General features: G+C 55.0%; 13 protein-coding genes. 2 read left to right on the top strand and 11 right to left on the bottom strand.

The window, feature by feature from the left end:
• Positions 1-21: 21 nt before the first annotated feature.
• The 4 genes from DU506_RS04065 to DU506_RS04050 all read right to left on the bottom strand — a co-directional run bounded on the left by DU506_RS04065 (position 22) and on the right by DU506_RS04050 (position 6,904).
• On the bottom strand, positions 22-3,969 hold the full coding sequence (locus DU506_RS04065) for a hybrid sensor histidine kinase/response regulator (protein WP_114485675.1): 3,948 nt from the start codon (positions 3,967-3,969) through the stop codon (positions 22-24).
• A 259-nt stretch (positions 3,970-4,228) separates the two neighbouring features.
• Positions 4,229-4,741, bottom strand: coding sequence for a hypothetical protein (locus tag DU506_RS04060; protein ID WP_114485674.1), 513 nt, complete (start codon positions 4,739-4,741; stop codon positions 4,229-4,231).
• 99 nt (positions 4,742-4,840) lie between these two features.
• On the bottom strand, positions 4,841-6,637 hold the full coding sequence (locus DU506_RS04055) for a sodium:solute symporter family protein (RefSeq protein WP_114485673.1): 1,797 nt from the start codon (positions 6,635-6,637) through the stop codon (positions 4,841-4,843).
• A gap of 6 nt (positions 6,638-6,643) precedes the next feature.
• Entirely contained in the window at positions 6,644-6,904 is a 261-nt protein-coding gene (locus DU506_RS04050; protein WP_114485728.1) for a DUF4212 domain-containing protein, read from the bottom strand.
• Positions 6,905-7,609: 705 nt separating this feature from the next.
• On the opposite strand from DU506_RS04050, the gene DU506_RS04045 reads away from it, so the two are divergent.
• Together DU506_RS04045 and ttcA are read left to right on the top strand one after the other, a co-directional pair.
• The gene (locus DU506_RS04045; RefSeq protein WP_114485672.1) at positions 7,610-9,430 is read left to right on the top strand and encodes a putative nucleotidyltransferase substrate binding domain-containing protein; all 1,821 of its coding nucleotides are present in this window, start codon (positions 7,610-7,612) and stop codon (positions 9,428-9,430) included.
• Between the two features lie 130 nt (positions 9,431-9,560).
• The gene (gene ttcA, locus DU506_RS04040) at positions 9,561-10,502 is read left to right on the top strand and encodes a tRNA 2-thiocytidine(32) synthetase TtcA (RefSeq protein ID WP_235825431.1); all 942 of its coding nucleotides are present in this window, start codon (positions 9,561-9,563) and stop codon (positions 10,500-10,502) included.
• Here ttcA and fnr read toward each other — a convergent pair.
• The 7 genes from fnr to ccoG all read right to left on the bottom strand — a co-directional run bounded on the left by fnr (position 10,489) and on the right by ccoG (position 18,171).
• Complete coding sequence (gene fnr, locus DU506_RS04035; RefSeq protein ID WP_114485671.1) at positions 10,489-11,241, bottom strand: fumarate/nitrate reduction transcriptional regulator Fnr; 753 nt, start codon at positions 11,239-11,241, stop codon at positions 10,489-10,491. The genes ttcA and fnr overlap by 14 nt on opposite strands.
• Positions 11,242-11,333: 92 nt before the next feature.
• Entirely contained in the window at positions 11,334-12,665 is a 1,332-nt protein-coding gene (hemN, locus tag DU506_RS04030; protein ID WP_235825430.1) for an oxygen-independent coproporphyrinogen III oxidase, read from the bottom strand.
• A 168-nt stretch (positions 12,666-12,833) separates the two neighbouring features.
• Positions 12,834-13,532, bottom strand: a complete 699-nt coding sequence (locus DU506_RS04025; protein WP_114485669.1) for a sulfite exporter TauE/SafE family protein — start codon at positions 13,530-13,532, stop codon at positions 12,834-12,836.
• Positions 13,529-13,768, bottom strand: coding sequence for a cbb3-type cytochrome oxidase assembly protein CcoS (ccoS, locus tag DU506_RS04020; RefSeq protein WP_114485668.1), 240 nt, complete (start codon positions 13,766-13,768; stop codon positions 13,529-13,531). Before ccoS ends, DU506_RS04025 begins: the two co-directional genes overlap by 4 nt.
• The gene (locus DU506_RS04015) at positions 13,765-16,212 is read right to left on the bottom strand and encodes a heavy metal translocating P-type ATPase (RefSeq protein WP_114485667.1); all 2,448 of its coding nucleotides are present in this window, start codon (positions 16,210-16,212) and stop codon (positions 13,765-13,767) included. Before DU506_RS04015 ends, ccoS begins: the two co-directional genes overlap by 4 nt.
• Positions 16,209-16,739 carry a FixH family protein gene (locus DU506_RS04010; protein ID WP_114485666.1) on the bottom strand — a complete coding sequence of 177 codons (531 nt, stop codon included), beginning with the start codon at positions 16,737-16,739 and terminating at the stop codon, positions 16,209-16,211. The genes DU506_RS04015 and DU506_RS04010 overlap by 4 nt, the downstream gene beginning before the upstream one ends.
• Before the next feature lies 1 nt (position 16,740).
• Positions 16,741-18,171 (bottom strand): cytochrome c oxidase accessory protein CcoG, encoded by a 1,431-nt coding sequence (ccoG, locus tag DU506_RS04005; RefSeq protein ID WP_114485665.1) that lies wholly within the window; start codon positions 18,169-18,171, stop codon positions 16,741-16,743.
• Positions 18,172-18,277 lie beyond the last annotated feature (106 nt).

The raw sequence follows: 18,277 nt of genomic DNA, 5'->3' as shown, positions 1-18,277 counted from the left end.
TGCTTATATCGCAGCGCCGACTCAGTCGCTGCGAGGAGCACGGCTGGCCTGCAAGGTGCGGGTCAGCAAGGCGCGTAGCGCAGCGGGGCGCACTGGCTTGAGCAATAGCTGATAGCCACTGCGTCTGATTTCTTCCGCGACGGCTTCGGTTCTATCGGCGGTGATCACCACGCCCGGCACTTCCCCTTCCAGGCGTTCGCTCAACACTTCCAGCGCCATCAGGCCGGTGACTTCATTGTCCAAATGATAATCCGCCAAGATGGCGTCGGGTTCGCCGTCCATATTGCGCAGTACCGATTTTGCTCCCCCGATGGTGGTTGCGGTAAACACCTCGCATCCCCATCCCGATAGCATGGCGACCATGCCTTCTAGGATTAACGTCTCGTTGTCGATACATACGAGACGAATCCCGGCGAGCTTGTTGCTGCCGCGGCGCTGTTGAAGCTCGGCATTCTCGGTGGGGCGCTCTCCCGCGGCTACTCGTGGAACACTCACCGCAAAGACGGTACCCACCCCTTCCTGAGAAAGCACCTTGATCGGATGATCGAGTACGCGACTCATTCGGTCGGCTATGGACAGCCCGAGCCCCAATCCTCTCTCGCTTTCCTTGTGACGTGAGACCTGATCCAACCGGCGGAACTCCTGGAAGATCTCCGATAACTTGGATTGAGGAATGCCCGGACCACTGTCCCAGACTTCTATCCATAACCGATCATCCCGGCGCCGGCATCCTAGCAATACGCGGCCGTCTTGAGTGTAGCGAAGCGCATTGGAAAGAAAGTTCTGCACGATGCGTCTGAGCATCTGGGGGTCGCTGTCCACCCATTGCTGGGTGGGAACCACCATCAGGTCCAGGCCGCGCTCATCGGCCATGACTTCGAATTCAGCGCGCAAGGGGCGAAAGATATCCGCCAGGGCAAAGTGGCTGCGTCGCGGGGTCAGGGCACCGGCATCGAGCTTGGAAATATCCAGCAAGGTGCCGAGTAGCTCTTCGGCGGCCTGCAAGGAGTTATCGATATGGCCGATGGTGCGCTGCGTGTCTTCGTCTTTCACGTTCTGCAACAAGGCTGAAGTGAAAAGACGTGCGGCATTGAGAGGTTGCAACAGGTCGTGGCTTGCCGCCGCCAGAAAGCGGGTCTTGGAGGCGTTGGCATCTTCCGCGAGCTGCTTGGCCTGGCGCAGAGCGAGCTCCGCTTCCGCACGTACGCGGTTTTCCTGACGCAGGGCGGCGTTGGCCTCGGATAATGCCTGGGTACGCTCACGTACCCGTTCCTCCAGGGTTTCGTTGGTTTCTTTAAGGGCGATTTCAGCTTGGCGCCGTTCGGTAATGTCCTGGTAGAGGGCAAAGAAACCCAGGATCGCATTACTATCACCGAAGTGCGGGGTGTAGGTCACCAGCATGTAACGCATGGCGTCGCCTACCCTCAGCGAGACTTCAAAGTTGACTCGTTCGCCAGTCAGGGCACGTGCCACCCAAGGCGCCCGTTCTTCGGCATGTCTGGCCGCAAGCACTTCTTCATAGCGTTTGCCGATGACTGCATTCCGGTCGATGCTGAACGCCTGCTCGTAAGCGCGGTTGGTGAAGAGATAACGACACTCCTTGTCGAAATAGGCAATGAGGGCCGGAACGTTGTCGGTATAGATGCGTATATTGTTTTCGGAGCGAATCAACGCCTCTTCAATGCGCTTTTGCTGCGTAATATCCTGATAGGTATACACAAATCCGCCACCGGGCATAGGGTTGCCCTGAACTTCCAGCACGCTCCCATCCTGGCGATAACGCACATAGCGATGGGGTTGGCCGTCACGAATGTTGTCGAGCAGCAATTGGACGTGTTCTTCAGGATCGCCAGGGCCGTACTCGCCGTTATGGGCGTTATAGCGAAAGATCCGATCGATGGGGGCGCCCACGCGAATCAAGTGATCGGGGAAGCGGAACAGCTCCAGATAGCGCTGGTTCCACACCACCAGTTTGAGGTTCTGGTCCACCACACTGATGCCCTGATTGATGTTTTCGATGGTGGCTTGAAGAAGGGCACGGTTGAATTCCAGCACTTGCGAGGCTTCATCGACGATCGAGATGACATCCGAAATACCGATACCCCGACCCTGAAGAGCCGAGTTGACCACGATGCGCGCCGAGGAGGCGCCAAGCACCGATGCCAGGAAACGCTCGGTGAACTGAATGATATCGATCGAAGCACGCGTGCTGTTATCCAAGGGCTTGCCACTGCGCCGAGCGTAGTTCTCGAAGGCTCGGTCGACCTGGCCTGCCCCGAGAAAACGTTCGCAGAGTACCTTCAGGTCGCCCACCGTAGTGGCGCCCGTCCAGGGACGATTGACCGAGGTCTGACGAGTTTCAACACTATCGACGAACAGCGAAGCCTGAATGCGTTCCACCACGCGCTGCGAGGTGACTTGCGAAATGAAGATGTAAAAGAATAAATTGAGTCCCAGCGACAGCATTACCCCATGGGTGAGGCTATCGCCCAGATTGAGTCCGAACAATGAAACGGGTGATAGCCAGTTCAACCCCAATGGTCCACCGTCCAGCCATTCCACCGGTAGCACCCCAGCACTGATCATTGCCGGGAGTAACAGGCTGTAGGCCCAGATGGCAAAACCTATGTTCATCCCCACGATAACCCCGAGCCGGTTACCGCGTTTCCAGTACAGTCCGCCGATTACCGCTGGAGCGAATTGTGCCGCAGCGGCAAACGACAGCATGCCGATCGATGCCAGTGAGGAGAACTCGGCGATCAAATGGTAAAACCCATAGGCCATGGCAAGTACGGCGACGATGGTAAGACGCCGTGCTCGAAGCACCATGCGTCCATAATCACGTGCCTTGGTGTCGAACCAGCGCATGCGGAACAGGGCGGGGATCACGATCTCATTGGAGATCATGATGGAGACGGCTACCGCCGCAACAATCACCATGCCGGTGGCGGCGGAAAAACCGCCGATGAAGGTAAGTAACGTCAGCCATTGCTGGTCGGAGGCCATCGACAGGGCCAGGACGTAGGAATCGGCTTCCACGCCGGTGCCGGAAAACAGCATCAGGCCGGCGGCGGCCAAAGGCACCACGAAGAAGGCAATGGCAATCAGGTAGAGCGGAAATAGCCAGCGCGCCTTGGTGGCGTCATCTGGATGAATGTTTTCCACCACTGCTACATGGAATTGGCGGGGAAGACAAAGGATCGCCAGCATGGCCAAGAGCGTTTGCGCCCAGAAACTTTGCCCGAAGTCCTGGCGAGCGAGTTGGCGCTGCAACTCGAGTTGGCTTTCGGCATGGCTCATTAGCTCACCCAAACCGTCAAACATCACCCAGGTGACATAGGCACCCAGGGTGAGAAATGCCACCAGTTTGATCAATGACTCGAAGGCGACCGCATGGATTAGGCCTTCATGATGTTCGGTTGCATCGGTGTGGCGGGTGCCGAATAGAATGGCAAACACGGCCATGACGATGGCGATGTAAAATGCCGTGTCCCCGAATAACGGGGCATTGGTGATATCAGTGGCATCGGTCAGTACGGTAAATGACGTGGAAACGGCTTTCAGCTGCAAGGCGATGTAAGGCAGGGTGCCGACGAGGGCGATCAGACTGGCAAAGGCGGCCAAGGATTGCGTCTTGCCATAACGCGAAGCGATAAAATCGGCGATCGAGGTGACGTTCTGGTGTTTGGCCACCCGGATCATCTTGGCCAGGACTGGCCAGAAAAGCAGGAAGGTCAGTATCGGTCCGACAAAGATGCTGGCAAACGACCAGCCCGCAGTGGCGGCTTGCCCAACTGCGCCATAAAACGTCCAGGAGGTACAGTAAATGGCCAATGCCAAGCTGTAGATGATTGGACGGCGTCGGCTGGCGCCATGCATGCGTGCGCGGCGATCACCGTACCAGGCGATAGTGAACAACACGGCAATGTAGAACAGGGAAATGATTACCAGCAGCCAGCCGTGGAACATGCATCTCTCCGTCAATAGAGCTAACAAATAAGTGCCTGGTAAATACGATTACCGAAATAGCGCTTGGGAGTGCTGGAAAACCCGGGCCAAGCGATAGGCAGCAGGGGAACGCAGATTCTACGTTAATACCGCTTATGGGGGCAGTCGAGAGGCAGGAAGTTTGTAATGACGAGATAACCTGAGTGAGTCCAGTCCACCAACCGGTTTCCGGGCGCTACTCAGGCATTGAAGATTTGAAACCGGCCACTTGGAAGAAATGTCAGGTGTTGCATAACGCTTGGTAGAGAGGGGCAGAGTCTTTTAGCTGACGCATCTCGGTAGTGCGGGGCTGACGCTGTTCCCCTTCGAGGGGCAGGAGGTCGCGGGTGGTGCAATTGAGTAGGTAAGCCTGCGTGGTTACCCGGTCCATATGCAGTTTTTCAAAGTGGTAGAGGATGAATTCAACCAGTTGTTGGTCATTCGCCTCACTTTTCACCATGTTGTCCTGGTCGACGACCCTGAAGGCGATAGTCATTGGAAAGAAATATGTCCAGGGGCGCCAGAAGGCTTCACCTTTTTCGCTGCTGATTACCTGCGCTGATTCAGGTAGCTGGCTTTGCTTGTGGCTGAACCAGGAATACTCGTGGTTTATTTGGTAAGCCAGCATGCCCAGCCCGGCACAGACTGGAACGATCCAGCTGGGTAGCCATTTGCGAGTGACAACCCGCAAGAACAAGCCCACTCCGGCGGCCGCTAAACCGGCGAATACTGCCGCAACTAAATGCCATAACATAATTCAACCTTCCTGAAAGCAATCGGGCTCCCCCAGGGGAAGCCCGATTTCATTTTGATTCCACAGCTCAGAGAGGCTGCATCCGGAATCGATTATGGCTTAATGGTCGACTGCCATGCCAGCCCCTTTTGGAGAGCGAACGCTTTCCACCAGGTCCTGGATAGCTTGCGGAGGTTCTTCAGTGGCACTGGATACCGCGAAGGCAACCGCGAAGTTGATCATTGCACCCACCGCGCCGAAGGACAGCGGCGAAACGCCAAATATCCAGTTTTCCGCGGTGTTGGGCAGCATGTTGGTGCCGGGAATGAAGAGCCAGCCCAAGTAGGTGAAGATATACAGCAGGGTGCAGAGCAGACCGGCCAGCATGCCGGCAATCGCGCCTTTGCTGTTCATGCGCTTGGAGAAGATACCCATCATCAGCGCCGGGAACAGCGAAGCACCGGCGATGCCGAAGGCAAGTGCCACCGTCTGAGCCGCAAACCCGGGTGGGTTAAGACCAAGATAGGTTGCCAACAAGATGGCGCCGCCCATGGAGATCCGCGCAGCCAGCATTTCGCCTTTTTCGGAGATCTTCGGGTTGATCATGGTCTTGATCAAGTCATGACTGATGGCCGAGGAAATGGCCAGCAACAGACCCGCTGCGGTAGACAGTGCCGCTGCAATACCACCGGCGGCGATCAGACCGATAACCCATGGCGGCAAGTTGGCGATTTCCGGGTTGGCGAGTACCAGAATGTCGTTGTTGACACTCAGTTCGCTGCCTTCCCATCCACGCGCTTCCGCTGTATCGGCAAAGTCTTCATTGCCATCGTTGTAAAGCTGGACGCGGCCGTCATTGTTGCGGTCGGTGAAGGTGATCAGGCCCGTCTCTTCCCAGGTTCTGATCCATTCGGGACGCTCTTCATAAATCAGGGCGTTATCCATTGCATCTTCGTAGCTTTCCACCTGGCCTGCGGCTTGTGGGTAAACGGTGGTCATCAGGTTCAGGCGTGCCATGGAGGCGACAGCCGGTGCCGTCAGATAGAGCAGGGCGATGAATACCAATGCCCAGCCCGCCGACCAACGTGCGTCAGCCACCTTGGGAACGGTGAAGAAGCGGATGATGACGTGAGGCAGACCAGCGGTACCTACCATCAACGACAGGGTGAACAGGACCATGTTCAACTTGTTGTCGACGTCGGCCGTGTAGTCCCGGAACCCAAGTTCATTGAGAACCGCGTTCAGTTTGGTCAGCAGCGGCAAGCCGGATTCGGTGTGAGTGCTGAACATCCCGAACATGGGAATGGGGTTGCCGGTCAACTGCATGGCGATGAACACTGCCGGAATGGTGTAGGCAATGATCAGTACCACGTACTGGGCCACCTGTGTGTAGGTAATGCCTTTCATACCACCGAATACGGCATACAGGAACACGATGAAGGCGGCAATCCAGATGCCCCAGGTGTTGCTGACTTCCAGAAAGCGCGAGAAGGCTACGCCGGCACCGGTCATCTGACCGATGACGTAGGTGACCGATGCCACTACCAGGCAGATTACCGCCACCAGACGAGCGGTGTTGCTGTAGAAGCGATCGCCGATGAAGTCGGGCACGGTGAACTTGCCGAACTTACGCAAGTAAGGTGCCAGCAACATGGCCAGGATGACATAGCCGCCGGTCCAGCCCATCAGGAACGATGAGTTGGCATAGCCGCCTGACGCCAGCAGACCGGCCATGGAAATAAAGGAAGCTGCGGACATCCAGTCGGCCGCCGTCGCCATGCCGTTAGTGATCGGGTGTACCCCACCACCTGCAACATAGAAGTCCTTGGTCGAGCCGGCACGCGCCCATACAGCGATGCCTATATATAGGGCAAATGATGCCCCGACGAACAAAAGATTGATTGCAAATTGACTCATGCTGGCTTACTCCCCGAGTCCAAATTTTTCGTCCAGTTTGTTCATTTTCCAGGCGTAGAAGAAAATGAGCACTATGAACGTCAGAATGGAACCTTGTTGGGCAAACCAGAAACCAAGGTCGGTGCCGCCGACAGGGATGCCTGCCAGCAATGGTCGGAACAGGATGGCACAGCCGTACGAGACGAATGCCCAGACGACTAGGCATCCGGCAATCAGGCGTACGTTAGCCTTCCAGTAAGCAGCAGCATTGGATTTATCGTCTGCCATAGTGATGATCTCCACTTGTAATTTAAGGTTGGAGGGGGAAGTTGCACTGAAAATGAATGACTCATCAGGGTGTCGCATGCACGAAACAATATCTTGTATCCCTTTTCAGCATACAGCCATCTTGTTCGTTCATATGCTCAAGAGGTAACAAGGTAACCGGCATTTTCATCATTGGTGATGACAGCGCCGGTTACCCTTTACTGCCCTTGGCTGACTAAAGTCGCTCTCTACTCACTTCAATGCCTGCCTATCGAGCTACGTAACTAACATGCGATTACCCTGCCTGACTCGTGAACAATACTGGGCAATAAACACAAAAATTAAATCCCAGACTTTGGTATCACGACAAAAGGGGAGTAGTGGATATTTTTAATAAATTGTTAAAAAACAAAGGCTTTAATAATTTTTTCTCTGTAGGGGCTTATGCGTTTCACAAGGATACGGAACGATAGTCTAGGTATTCTCACAAAACATGATTTTGTTATTCTGTTTTGATCCACTTTCAGCTTCTCAGCATGGATGGGTGCTTTTCATAAGTCGTTCTTTGGGTTCCATCAAATAATGGTAAGGCGCTGCGAAATCCTTCTCCAGGTGTGGCTGCTGGTTTTGGCAAACTGTACCGAAACGAGTATTACCGGTGTTGCCGGCGACAGACAGTGAATCACCACAATCTTGTAGTACCTGTACTATAACGAGGGTAATACCATGGTCGATGTCGAACTTTCACAACCGCCTTTTTCATTGTTGGACGAGGAGGGTCGAGAACGGATACGCAGTGGTGTGGATCTGGCCTATTTTGACCGGGATGAAATCATTCTGGAAACCGGACAGCCTGGTGAGTTCGTCTTTCTGATTCATAAAGGTGAAGTGGCTGAACTCGATCCCACCTTGCCAGCGTCAAGTGCTCGGATCGGTCTTTACACTGCCGGCGATCTTTTTGGTGCGATCAGTATCCTCAATGGCAAGAGTCGTTATCGTTTCCAGGCGGAGCAGGAGACGCTGTGCTACTTGCTGCCCAAGGCCTTGTTTCAGCAGTTATGCCGGAAATATCCCGATTTCAATGATTTCTTTCGTCAAACCTTGGCTCACAAAGCGCGCTTGTTGACCGAAAAGCGTGCAGAAGGTGGCGTTACCATGGCTGGGTTCATGCTGGCCAAGGTGATTGAATGCATGCGCGCGCCCTTGATGGTCGAGGCGACGACACAAATCCACCAGGCGGTACATACTCTTAATGACAGTCATGCCGATAGCCTGTTGGTGAAAAGTCAGGAAGGCGTGGGGATGGTGACCAAGACTGATTTGCTCAACGCCTTGGTGGTCAAGGGACTGGCGCAGAGCACTGCGGTCAAGGATATTGCCCATTTTGAGTTGGTGAGTGTCACACCGCAGCAATATCTGTTTGAAGCCCTGGTGGCCATGACACGTCACAAGGTCGCCCGTGTAACGGTGGTGGAAGACAAGGAAGTAACCGGCGTTGTCGAACTGACGGATGTGCTGAGTTATTTCTCCAGTCGTAGCTATGTCATCAGCCTCCAGGTCGAGCAGGCGGATAGCCTACAGGCTCTGACCGAAGCTAGCCGGCGCACCCCTGAGTTGGTCAAGGCGTTAATGGCTCAGGGGGTCAAATTGCGCTTTGCCATGGATCTTCTGGCTGCGCTCAACGGGCGCATCATGAACAAGGCGTGGGGATTTCTGATTGATGAGCGCTACCATCGTGATAGCTGCATGATGGTGATGGGCAGTGAAGGGCGGGGTGAGCAAATTCTCAAGACTGACCAGGATAACGGGTTGATTCTTGCCGACGACCTGGAGTGGCCGGACGTTGGTGAGCAAATGCAGGCCCTGACGGATACGCTGGTGGAGCTGGGCTATCCTCCCTGTCCCGGTAATATCATGGTATGCAATCCTGAGTGGGTAGGAACGGTAACTCAGTGGAAGCACAATATCGCTCACTGGGTCGCGGCCCGTGATGGCGAGAGCCTGATGAAGCTGGCCATCCTTCTGGACTCTCATGCGGTGGCGGGTAATGCAGAATTGCTGGAACAGGTGCGCGATGAATTGTTTGAACGCTGCGCACGAGATGAGATTTTATTGTCCTACTTTGCTCGCACGGCGCTGCGTTTCTCGACGCCTCTGACGTTGTTCGGCTCGTTGAAAAAACCTCAGCACGGCATCGATATCAAGAAAGGCGGCATCTTTACGATCGTGCATGGGGTTCGCACCATGGCTCTGGAGCGGCGTATCAAGGCGACGTCCACGTTTGAGCGTCTCGATGCGTTAGTGGAGGATGGACGTCTGAAAAAACGCTTTGCCGAAGACTTGGGGGAAGCCTTGGCGCTGTTCACCGAAATTCGTCTCAGACAGCAATTGGCCCAGATGGAAGGGGAGGCTGAAGGGCGCCAGCCGGATCGCGTGGTGGTGCAGGAGCTTTCCTCATTGGAGCGTGATCTGCTGCGAGAGGCCCTGCATATCGTCAAGGATTTCAAGCAACGGCTGTCGCATCGTTACCATCTGGAATATTCGTGAGCGGGAGACAGAAAGTTGCTAGGCAGATAGGTAGTTTGTATAGACAGTTGGTATATAGACAGTTGGTAGGCAAGGGGCGAGTGTTGATAGAATGTTCGCCCGCCATTTCAGCCATCGGCAGGCTTACTCTATGCAATCCGTTGAACATTTCGATCCTGATGTCCTCGCTCATTCCAAGGTGAACGGCTCCGGTATAGATGATGCTCGTAGTATTGTTTCATCGGCTTTTAAGCCGGGCGTAGATGCCAAGGAAAAACGTGACTTCAACAGGCTGCAAAAGCGCCTGCGGCGTCAGGTAGGCAATGCCATTATCGACTATGACATGATTCAGGAAGGTGATCGCGTCATGGTATGCCTCAGTGGAGGCAAGGATAGCTACACTCTGCTGGAAATTTTGCGCAACCTGCAGCGCAATGCACCGGTCGATTTTTCCTTGATCGCCGTTAATCTTGATCAGAAACAGCCCGGATTTCCCGAGCATATCTTGCCAGCCTATCTCGACAATCTAGGCGTCGAGTATCATATTCTCGAGCGAGATACGTATTCGGTGGTCAAGGAAAAAACCCCGGAAGGCAAAACCACCTGCGCGCTGTGTTCGCGGCTGCGTAGAGGGTCTTTGTATGGCTTTGCCGAAGAAATCAAGGCCACCAAGATTGCCTTGGGGCACCACCGAGAAGATATACTGGAGACCTTGTTTCTTAATCTTTTTTTCGGTGGAACGCTCAAGGCCATGCCGCCTAAACTGCTCTCGGATGACGGAAAAAACATCGTGATTCGGCCACTTTCGTATTGCAGGGAAGCCGATATCGCCGAGTTTTCCCGGCACATGGCGTTTCCCATCATTCCCTGCAATCTATGTGGTTCTCAGCCCAACATGCAGCGTCAACTGGCGAAAGAGATGCTGGCGGAATGGGACAAGAAACACCCCGGCCGGCTGGAGAGCATGTTCAAGGCGGTCACCAACGTGGCACCGTCTCAGTTGGCCGATCGGCAGCTGTTTGATTTTGCCGGGCTGGAAGCCAAGCAGGCTGACCTGATGGCCAGCCGCATTCAGGCAGTCAAGGTGAACTGAGCTCTTGCTCTTCTTCCTCAGATAAACCAATCAGCGCGGGCATATCGAGGACATTGACTTCCCTTCCGGAAACCGACACTACCTTCTGGCTTTGAAAACGGCTCAAGATGCGGCTGACGGTTTCCACTGCCAGTCCCAGGTAGTTGCCGATGTCCGCTCGGGACATGGAAAGCCGAAAGCTATAGGGCGAATAGCCCCTGCGGCGAAACCGCTCGGATAGCGTTATCAAGAAGCTTGCCAGGCGTTGGTCGGCGGTCTTGCGTGAAAGTAGACGCATCATGCGCCGATCCTCGCGTAACTCCTTGCTCATGCTGCGATAAAGCTGACCGCGTAATTCAGGGAGTTGTTCGGAAAGGAGATCCAGACGGTCGAAGGGAATTTCACAGACGGTAGTCGTTTCCAGCGCAATGATACTGCCTGGATAGGATGCTTCGTTGATGCCATCAAGGCCCACCAGCTCACTAGGGAGATAGAAGTTGGTCAATTGATCACTGCCATTACCTTCCGTGGTGACTTGCTTGAGACTGCCGGAGCGTACGGCAAACACGCTGGTGAAGAGATCCCCTTGGCGAAACAGGGGCTCACCTTTCTTGAGTGGTGCGCGACGACGAATGATCGAGTCGAACTGATCCATGTGTTCAAGCTCAAGCGCCAAGGGGAGGCAAAGTGAGCTCAAGCTGCATGTCTGACAGTGAGCTTCGTTCAGTATGGCTCTATGACGGCCAATGATGTCCGGCATGAGTTCCTCCCTCAAATAGGTGGCAAAGACCATTATGAGGAATTAAGCGCCGGCAGCAAGTGTTGTCGAAAAAGTTCCTTAAAAATCGGTTTTTACGAAACCGCTTGGGTCGGGGAGCGAGCATCGAAAGCCATGGCTAGATGGCCAAGCACTGATCGACCCTGGGCGGTAACTACCAACCTGGTGCCGGTTCGCTGAATCAGCCCGGCGCGTTCGGCAACTTCCAGCTTGGTCAGGGCACCTGCAAGATAACGCGGTGCGTCGATGTTCCACCGTCTACTGATTTCATCAAGGTCGAGTGCCATGTAACACAGCATGCGTTCGATGGCATGCCGGCGGATTTGGTCATCCCGGGTCAGGCGAAGGCCGCGTTTTATGGCCAGGTGGCCCTTATCCAAAGCTTGTTCATAGCTTGCCGGCTCAGTGGGGTTCTGGGCATAGATATCATCCACGCAACTTACAGCGGAAACTCCTAAGCCCACCAAATCATATTGGGTGTGGCTGGAGTAGCTCTTGAAATTGCGCTGTAGGGTGCCTTGCTGCTGAGCGATGGCCAGGTTGTCATCCGGTCGGACGAAATGGTCCAGTCCAATAGGCACGTAACCGGCCTGGGTCAGCATGGTGATAGCGGTATGTAGAATCGCCGATTTTTCTTCGGGGCACGGCAGGTCGTCGCGGTTGATGTGCCGTTGGGACGCAAAACGCTCAGGCATATGACGGTAACTGGTTACCTTGAAGCGTGCTGGGTTGAGTTCGATTGCCTGGGCGAGTGTCTTGGCGAAACTTGTGCGAGTCTGGCAAGGCAGGCCGTAAATGAGGTCCAAAGAAAGCGAGCGAAAACCGAGACGGCTGGCTTCTTCCATCAATGTCTCGGTCAAGACGTGCGGTTGCACACGATTGATTGCATGTTGAACGGTCGGGTCGAAATCCTGTATCGACAGGCTTATCCGGTTGAAGCCCAGGGCTTGAAGATGGCGCAAGGTCAATACATCTGCTTGATGCGGGTCAATATCGATGGAGTAATCGCGGTTTGGCGCGTAGGAAAGGCCAAAACGTGCATCCAGCCGGTCGATCAAGTCGCTCATTTGATCCAGCGTCAAAAAAGTCGGTGTGCCGCCCCAGTGAAGCTGTTGTATTTGACGAGAGGAATCTAGATGGCGTGAGCTCAGCACCATTTCTCGATCCAGCCGCGATAGGTAAGGCTCGGCTAGTTGGGTATTCTGGGTGACTATCTTGTCGCAAGCGCAATAAAAGCAGACTTTTCGGCAAAATGGCACATGAACATACACGCCTAAAGGCTTGTTGCCGCTATTGCTGCGCTCTAGCGCGGCAGTAAACTCTTTGGCACTGAAGTTATCATGAAAGGAGCGCGGCGTAGGGTAAGACGCATAGCGAGGCTCCTCTTTGTCGTTGCGCTGTAACATGGCTTGGTTCCAAGCTCTGCCTGGAATGAATCCGTTCAAAGCAGGGTAGCGGTCGGGAATGGCTTGAACGGGCATACAGATGCTCCGGTATCTAGAACGTATAGTACTAATGGTAGTTCGCAGAGAGGAAAGGAAGATTGAGCTGAGTCAATGTAACGATGGTTGGGCTTAGTGAAGCGAGGAGGTTGTGAACAATGTCCATAATTGCCAAAGCGCGAAGCTAATGATAGTTAATGCGGCCAGGCTGCGTGTGGCGCGGTGACGAATCAAGCCGGCCATCTGGCGTGCTGCAATGCCGGTAACCAGCAATGCGGGAAGGGTGCCCAGACCGAAGGCTCCCATCAGGGCGGCTCCATGCAAAGGGTCCGCTGTGGCCAGACTCCAGGCGAGCATTGAGTACACCAGGCCGCAGGGCAGCCAGCCCCAGATGGCACCTAGGGCAAAGGCTTGGGGTAGCTTGACCACCGGCATCAAGCGGCGCCCCAAAGGCTCCAGGTAACGCCATAACCGCTTGCCTATCGCTTCAACCTTGAGTAGCCCTTTCCACCAGTTGGCGATGTACAAGGCCATGAGGATCAGCATGACAGCGGCAAAGGCCTGAAGCACCATGCCGGCCTCGGGCGACAATGCCAGTAACGTGCCGAGCGTTGCCACCAAGGCACCGGCAACCATGTAGCTGACAATACGCCCGGCATTATAACCCAATAACAGGCCTGTGAGCCTGGCCGGATGGCGCATGCTGGGCGGCACGGCAAAGGTCAGGGCGCTCATGATACCGCCGCACATGCCGATGCAGTGCGCACCCCCCAAAAGACCGAAAACGAACGCCGCCAGCAGTGGTGGCAGGTCCATCCCGGTGGGATTCATCGGGGGGACTCAGTATCATCATCATCATCGCCCGGCTGCGGCCGGAGCTGCTTTTGCTGTTTTCTGCGCTGGCGCTCCTCGGGTGAGAGGTCGTTTTCATCTTCATCGAACAGGATGCGATGAGCGGGGCCCTCCAGATCATCGAACTGTTCATTTTTCACCGCCCAGAAAAAAGCCCAGACTGCCAATCCCAGCAGAATTAGCGATAGCGGAATCAACAGATACAATATCGTCATGCGGGCACCGGCGTAGGAGAATAAGGCAGCGGCACGGTGCTGCTGTGCCAGCGGGATAGACGTAAGGCATTGCCTACCACCACCAGTGAGCTGAGAGACATTCCGATGGCGGCAAGCCAGGGTGGTACGATACCTATCGCGGCCAGCGGCAAGGCGGAAGCGTTATAACATACCGACCAGATCATGTTCTGACGCATCACCCGGCGCGTCGCCCGAGAAATCTGGATCGCTTCGGCAATGCGCATCAGGCGTGGACTCAACAGTATCGCATCGGCGCGTGTGCGGGCCAGATCCGTGGCGCCATTCATGGCGATCGCCACGTCAGCCCCGGCCAGCACCGGAATATCGTTGATGCCATCGCCGACCATGATCACGGTTTCGCCGCTAGCCTGCAATTGCTGCAAACGCTCAAGCTTGCCTTCGGGGGAGGTGCTTGCCTGCCAGGTATCGATATTCAGCTGCCTGGCCAGGCTTGCCACTGCATGCGACGTATCTCCTGAAAGCAGTTCGACCTTGAGGCCAGCGGCCTGCAGTGCCATTACAGTTTCTCCGGCGTCCTCGCGAATCGCGTCGTGCAGACCGAACCAGGCACGTGGCTCACCTTCTTCTGCCAACAACAGCCATTGCCCTTCATCGGGTATGGTCAGCGGCTGTATCGCGGCGAATTCAGGTTTGCCTAGTCGCCAGCGTGCCCCGTTGATGGAGCCTGACAGCCCTTGCCCCGTGTGGCTTTGCACCTCGTTTGCTTGCACGGTGGCATCACGAAAAGGACGAAATGCTCGGGCAATGGGATGTTCCGAGTGGGCTTCAAGGGCGGCTGCCAGGGCGCGGGCATCTGCTTCGTCGATATTCCCCAGTGGAAGGGTCTGCATCAGCTGCATTTCGCCATGCGTCAGTGTGCCGGTTTTATCGAAGATCACTCTATGGGCTTGGGAGAGAGATTCCAAGGCGTCGGCACGCGTAATCAAGACGCCACGGTTGCGCAGTTGGCCATGACCCGCGGTAAGAGCCGTTGGGGTGGCCAGTGCCAAGGCGCAAGGGCAGGTGACCACCAGTACGGAAAGGGTGACCCAGAGTACACGAGAGGGATCAATGAACCACCAGACCGCTGCCACGCAGGCGGTAACGATCAATAGGCGCAGCACAAAAAGGTGCGCCATGCGTGCGGCCATCTGTGCCAGACGCGGACGGCTGGCAAAGGCGCGGTCGGTCAAGTCGACAATGCCAGCGACACGAGCTTCGCGTCCCGCATAAGTGACTCGAATATCCAGAGGGCTTTCCATGTTCTGACTGCCCCCGGTGACTTCATCGCCTATTCGCCGAGTGACAGGTAGGTATTCGCCGGTCAGCATGGACTCGTCAAGACTTGATTCGCCCGCTTCTATTATGCCGTCAGCGGGTACGCTATGGCCTGGTTTTACTCTGACTCGGTCGCCTGTTCTGAGCTCTGAGGCGGGGAGAATGCGTTCATTGTCCTCATCATCCAGGCGAACGGCAGAAAGGGGCAGCGCGCCACTCAAGGCATTGCCGCTATGCCCACTGCGACGGCGGGCGCGGGTTTCCACATAACGTGCGAACAGCAGAAAGAAGGTGAACATGGCCACTGAATCAAAATACACTTCCCCCACGCCGAATATCACGGCATAACCGCTGGCGAGATAAGCGCCTCCAATGGCTAGTGACACCGAAACATCCATGCCGAGTACGCCTGTTTTTACATCCCGCACGGCATTGCGGAAAAAGGGCATGGCGGAAAAAAACACTACCGGTGTTGCTAGCGCAAACGACAGCCAGTGGAACAGGGCGTAGAAATCTTCGCTGATCTCGCCTGGTGAAGAGACATAGATAGGGATGGAAAACATCATCACCTGCATCATCCCCACAGCGGCGATAATCAAACGCCGTACGTTCATTCGTTCTTCGTGCTGCAGGCGCGCCTGAGCCTGATCCGGCTCATAAGGTTGGGCGTTATAGCCGATAGCCGCCATTTCGGCAAGCAGCTCGGAAAGCTTGATCTGATCGGGGTCCCAGCTGACACGGACCCGGTGGTGGGTCAGGTTGACAGCACTGGATTTTACTCCCGGCATGGCGTTCAGGCGGTGCTCGATCAACCAGGCGCAGGCCGCACAGGTAATGCCTTCCACCGCTAGTGTGGTGGCGACATGCCCTTCATCGCCATCGTGATGGACAAATTGCTGTTGCAGGCCTGGGTCGTCGAAGACCGACCAGGTGTCGGCACGCACGGCTTGGCGTTCATCCGGGCGCTCTGGAAGTTCGGTACGATAGCGGTAATAACTTTCCAGACCACCGTCGACGATAGCGTGGGCTACCGCTTCGCAGCCTGGGCAGCAAAGCGGGTGGGTGTCCTCGTCCAGGGTGATGGTCCAAGGTGCTGCAGCGGGCACTGGGTTACCGCAATGGTAGCAGGCAGGTGCGTGGCTCATTCGCTTTCTGTACGCCCTCCCGGCAGTAACGCGATGCTGTTTTCACTGGGGAAGGTAGCCTCACCCGTGAGACGCCAATCGCTGTCTTGCTGATCGGGCTGTAGCTGCAGATACCAACGATAGCGCAGGTTATCGGGGCCTTGAGTGATATAACGGCCATCGCGGACATGCTCGAGCACGAACGATTGGTCACGGTCATTTTCCGTGGGGAAAATGAGCTGTAAATACAACTTTTCAGGGCGTGTATCGCCCGCCAGGTCCACCACGATATCACTGGTGAGCGGATCAAGACGCAAGCTTGCGCTCAGGTTCAATTCACGCGCACGTACTTGCTTGGCGATTACCATGTTAATGGCTTTGCCATGCTCGTAATAATCTTCCTGGACGACCATGCCGTCGGAGCTCTTTATCGACACGACGGCAAAAGTGGTGCTGACAATAATTGAGGAAAACAGCAGGCCGAGCAAGAACCACGGCCAAAACTGCTTGTACCAAGGAGGTATCTTTGTGGGTGTCGTGGTAGGCATGTTACCTCCTGATGTTGCCGATGAAGCGTATTTCACGCTCCAGGCTGATACTTTCATCCTGCTGAGATTCAATGGTCAGGAAGATGGAATGGCTGGGTTTTTCGATAACGTCCTCATCGGCGGTCACGTCAATCACGAGTAGGCGTGATTCACCGGCTTCCACGTCGAGCGTCTTGTGATCAAGAGTGAGCCCCGGAAGTCCGGAAACACTCAGCTGATAGGTGTGGTCACGGTTATCCAGGTTGCGCACGTTCAATGTATAAACGTTAGTGATTCGACCGTCACGTGTCATTTGATAAAGCTGATTGCGTTCGCGTTCCACATCAAAGCCCAATGGCAGGCGATCACCTACCGCCCAGGCGAATACTCCGATCATGAGCACCAGAGCGGCAAAATAGCCTGCAAGGCGGGGGCGCAGAATGTGACTCTTCTTGCCCTCCAGCGCATTTTCTGTAGTGTAACGCACCAGGCCGCGTGGGTAGTTCATCTTGTCCATCACGCTATCGCAGGCATCGATGCAGGCGGCACAGCTTATGCATTCATATTGCAGGCCGTCACGAATGTCGATCCCTACAGGGCATACCTGAACGCAAAGCTCGCAGTCGATACAGTCTCCCAGGCCTTTTTCCTTGGGGTCGATACCTTTCTTGCGGGCGCCACGAGGCTCACCACGCTCTTGGTCATAAGACACGATCAAGGTGTCGCGGTCGAACATGACTGATTGGAAACGGGCATAGGGGCACATGTAAAAGCACACCTGCTCGCGTAACCAGCCGGCATTCAGATAGGTAAATACTAGAAAGAAACCCACCCAAAAATACGACCAGCCATGTGCCTCAAGGGTGGGAAGATCGATCACTAACTGGCGAATCGGGGTGAAATAACCCACGAACGTGATACCGGTAGCCAGAGCGATCAACAGCCAAATAGTATGTTTTGCACTCTTGCGGGCTAGTTTCTCAGTCGTCATGGACTGTTTGTCGAGTTTGATGCGCTTGTTACGTTGCCCTTCGATACGGTGCTCGACCCACATGAACAAGAAGGTCCAGACGCTTTGCGGGCAGGTATAACCGCACCAGACTCGGCCTGCGAAAACAGTGATGAAAAAAAGACCAAAGGCACAGATGATAAGCAGCCAGGAAAGTAACATGAACTCCTGGGGGTAAAATGTCCCGACAAAGATGTGAAATTCCCTACTCGGCAGGTCAAACCAGATGATCGGCCGATCTCCCCACTGGATCCATGGAAGCAGAAAGAATGCCAGCATCAGTACCCAGTTGGCGCTGCGTCGGATTTTCTGAAATAGCCCCTTTATTTCGCGTACATAAATATGCTGCCGTCTAGCATACATTTCCTGGGTGACTTTCTGGTCCTTGGGGGCGTAATGACCCACAGAATCCGGAGTTACATCTTCGCTGGGTATTCTTTCCATAATGATGTCATAACTCAGAGGGAACAGAGGGAAACTGCTCCAGAGAATGGAGCCTCATTATAACTATTCATGGCCGCCAACAAGAAAGGGTGCGACTCGAAGCCGC

Origin of the sequence: Vreelandella rituensis (assembly GCF_003336665.1) — a bacterium.
Classification (GTDB): Bacteria; Pseudomonadota; Gammaproteobacteria; order Pseudomonadales; family Halomonadaceae; genus Vreelandella; species Vreelandella rituensis.
Note: the sequence above shows the minus strand (reverse complement) of the source record. Positions and strands in the feature narration are given on the sequence as shown.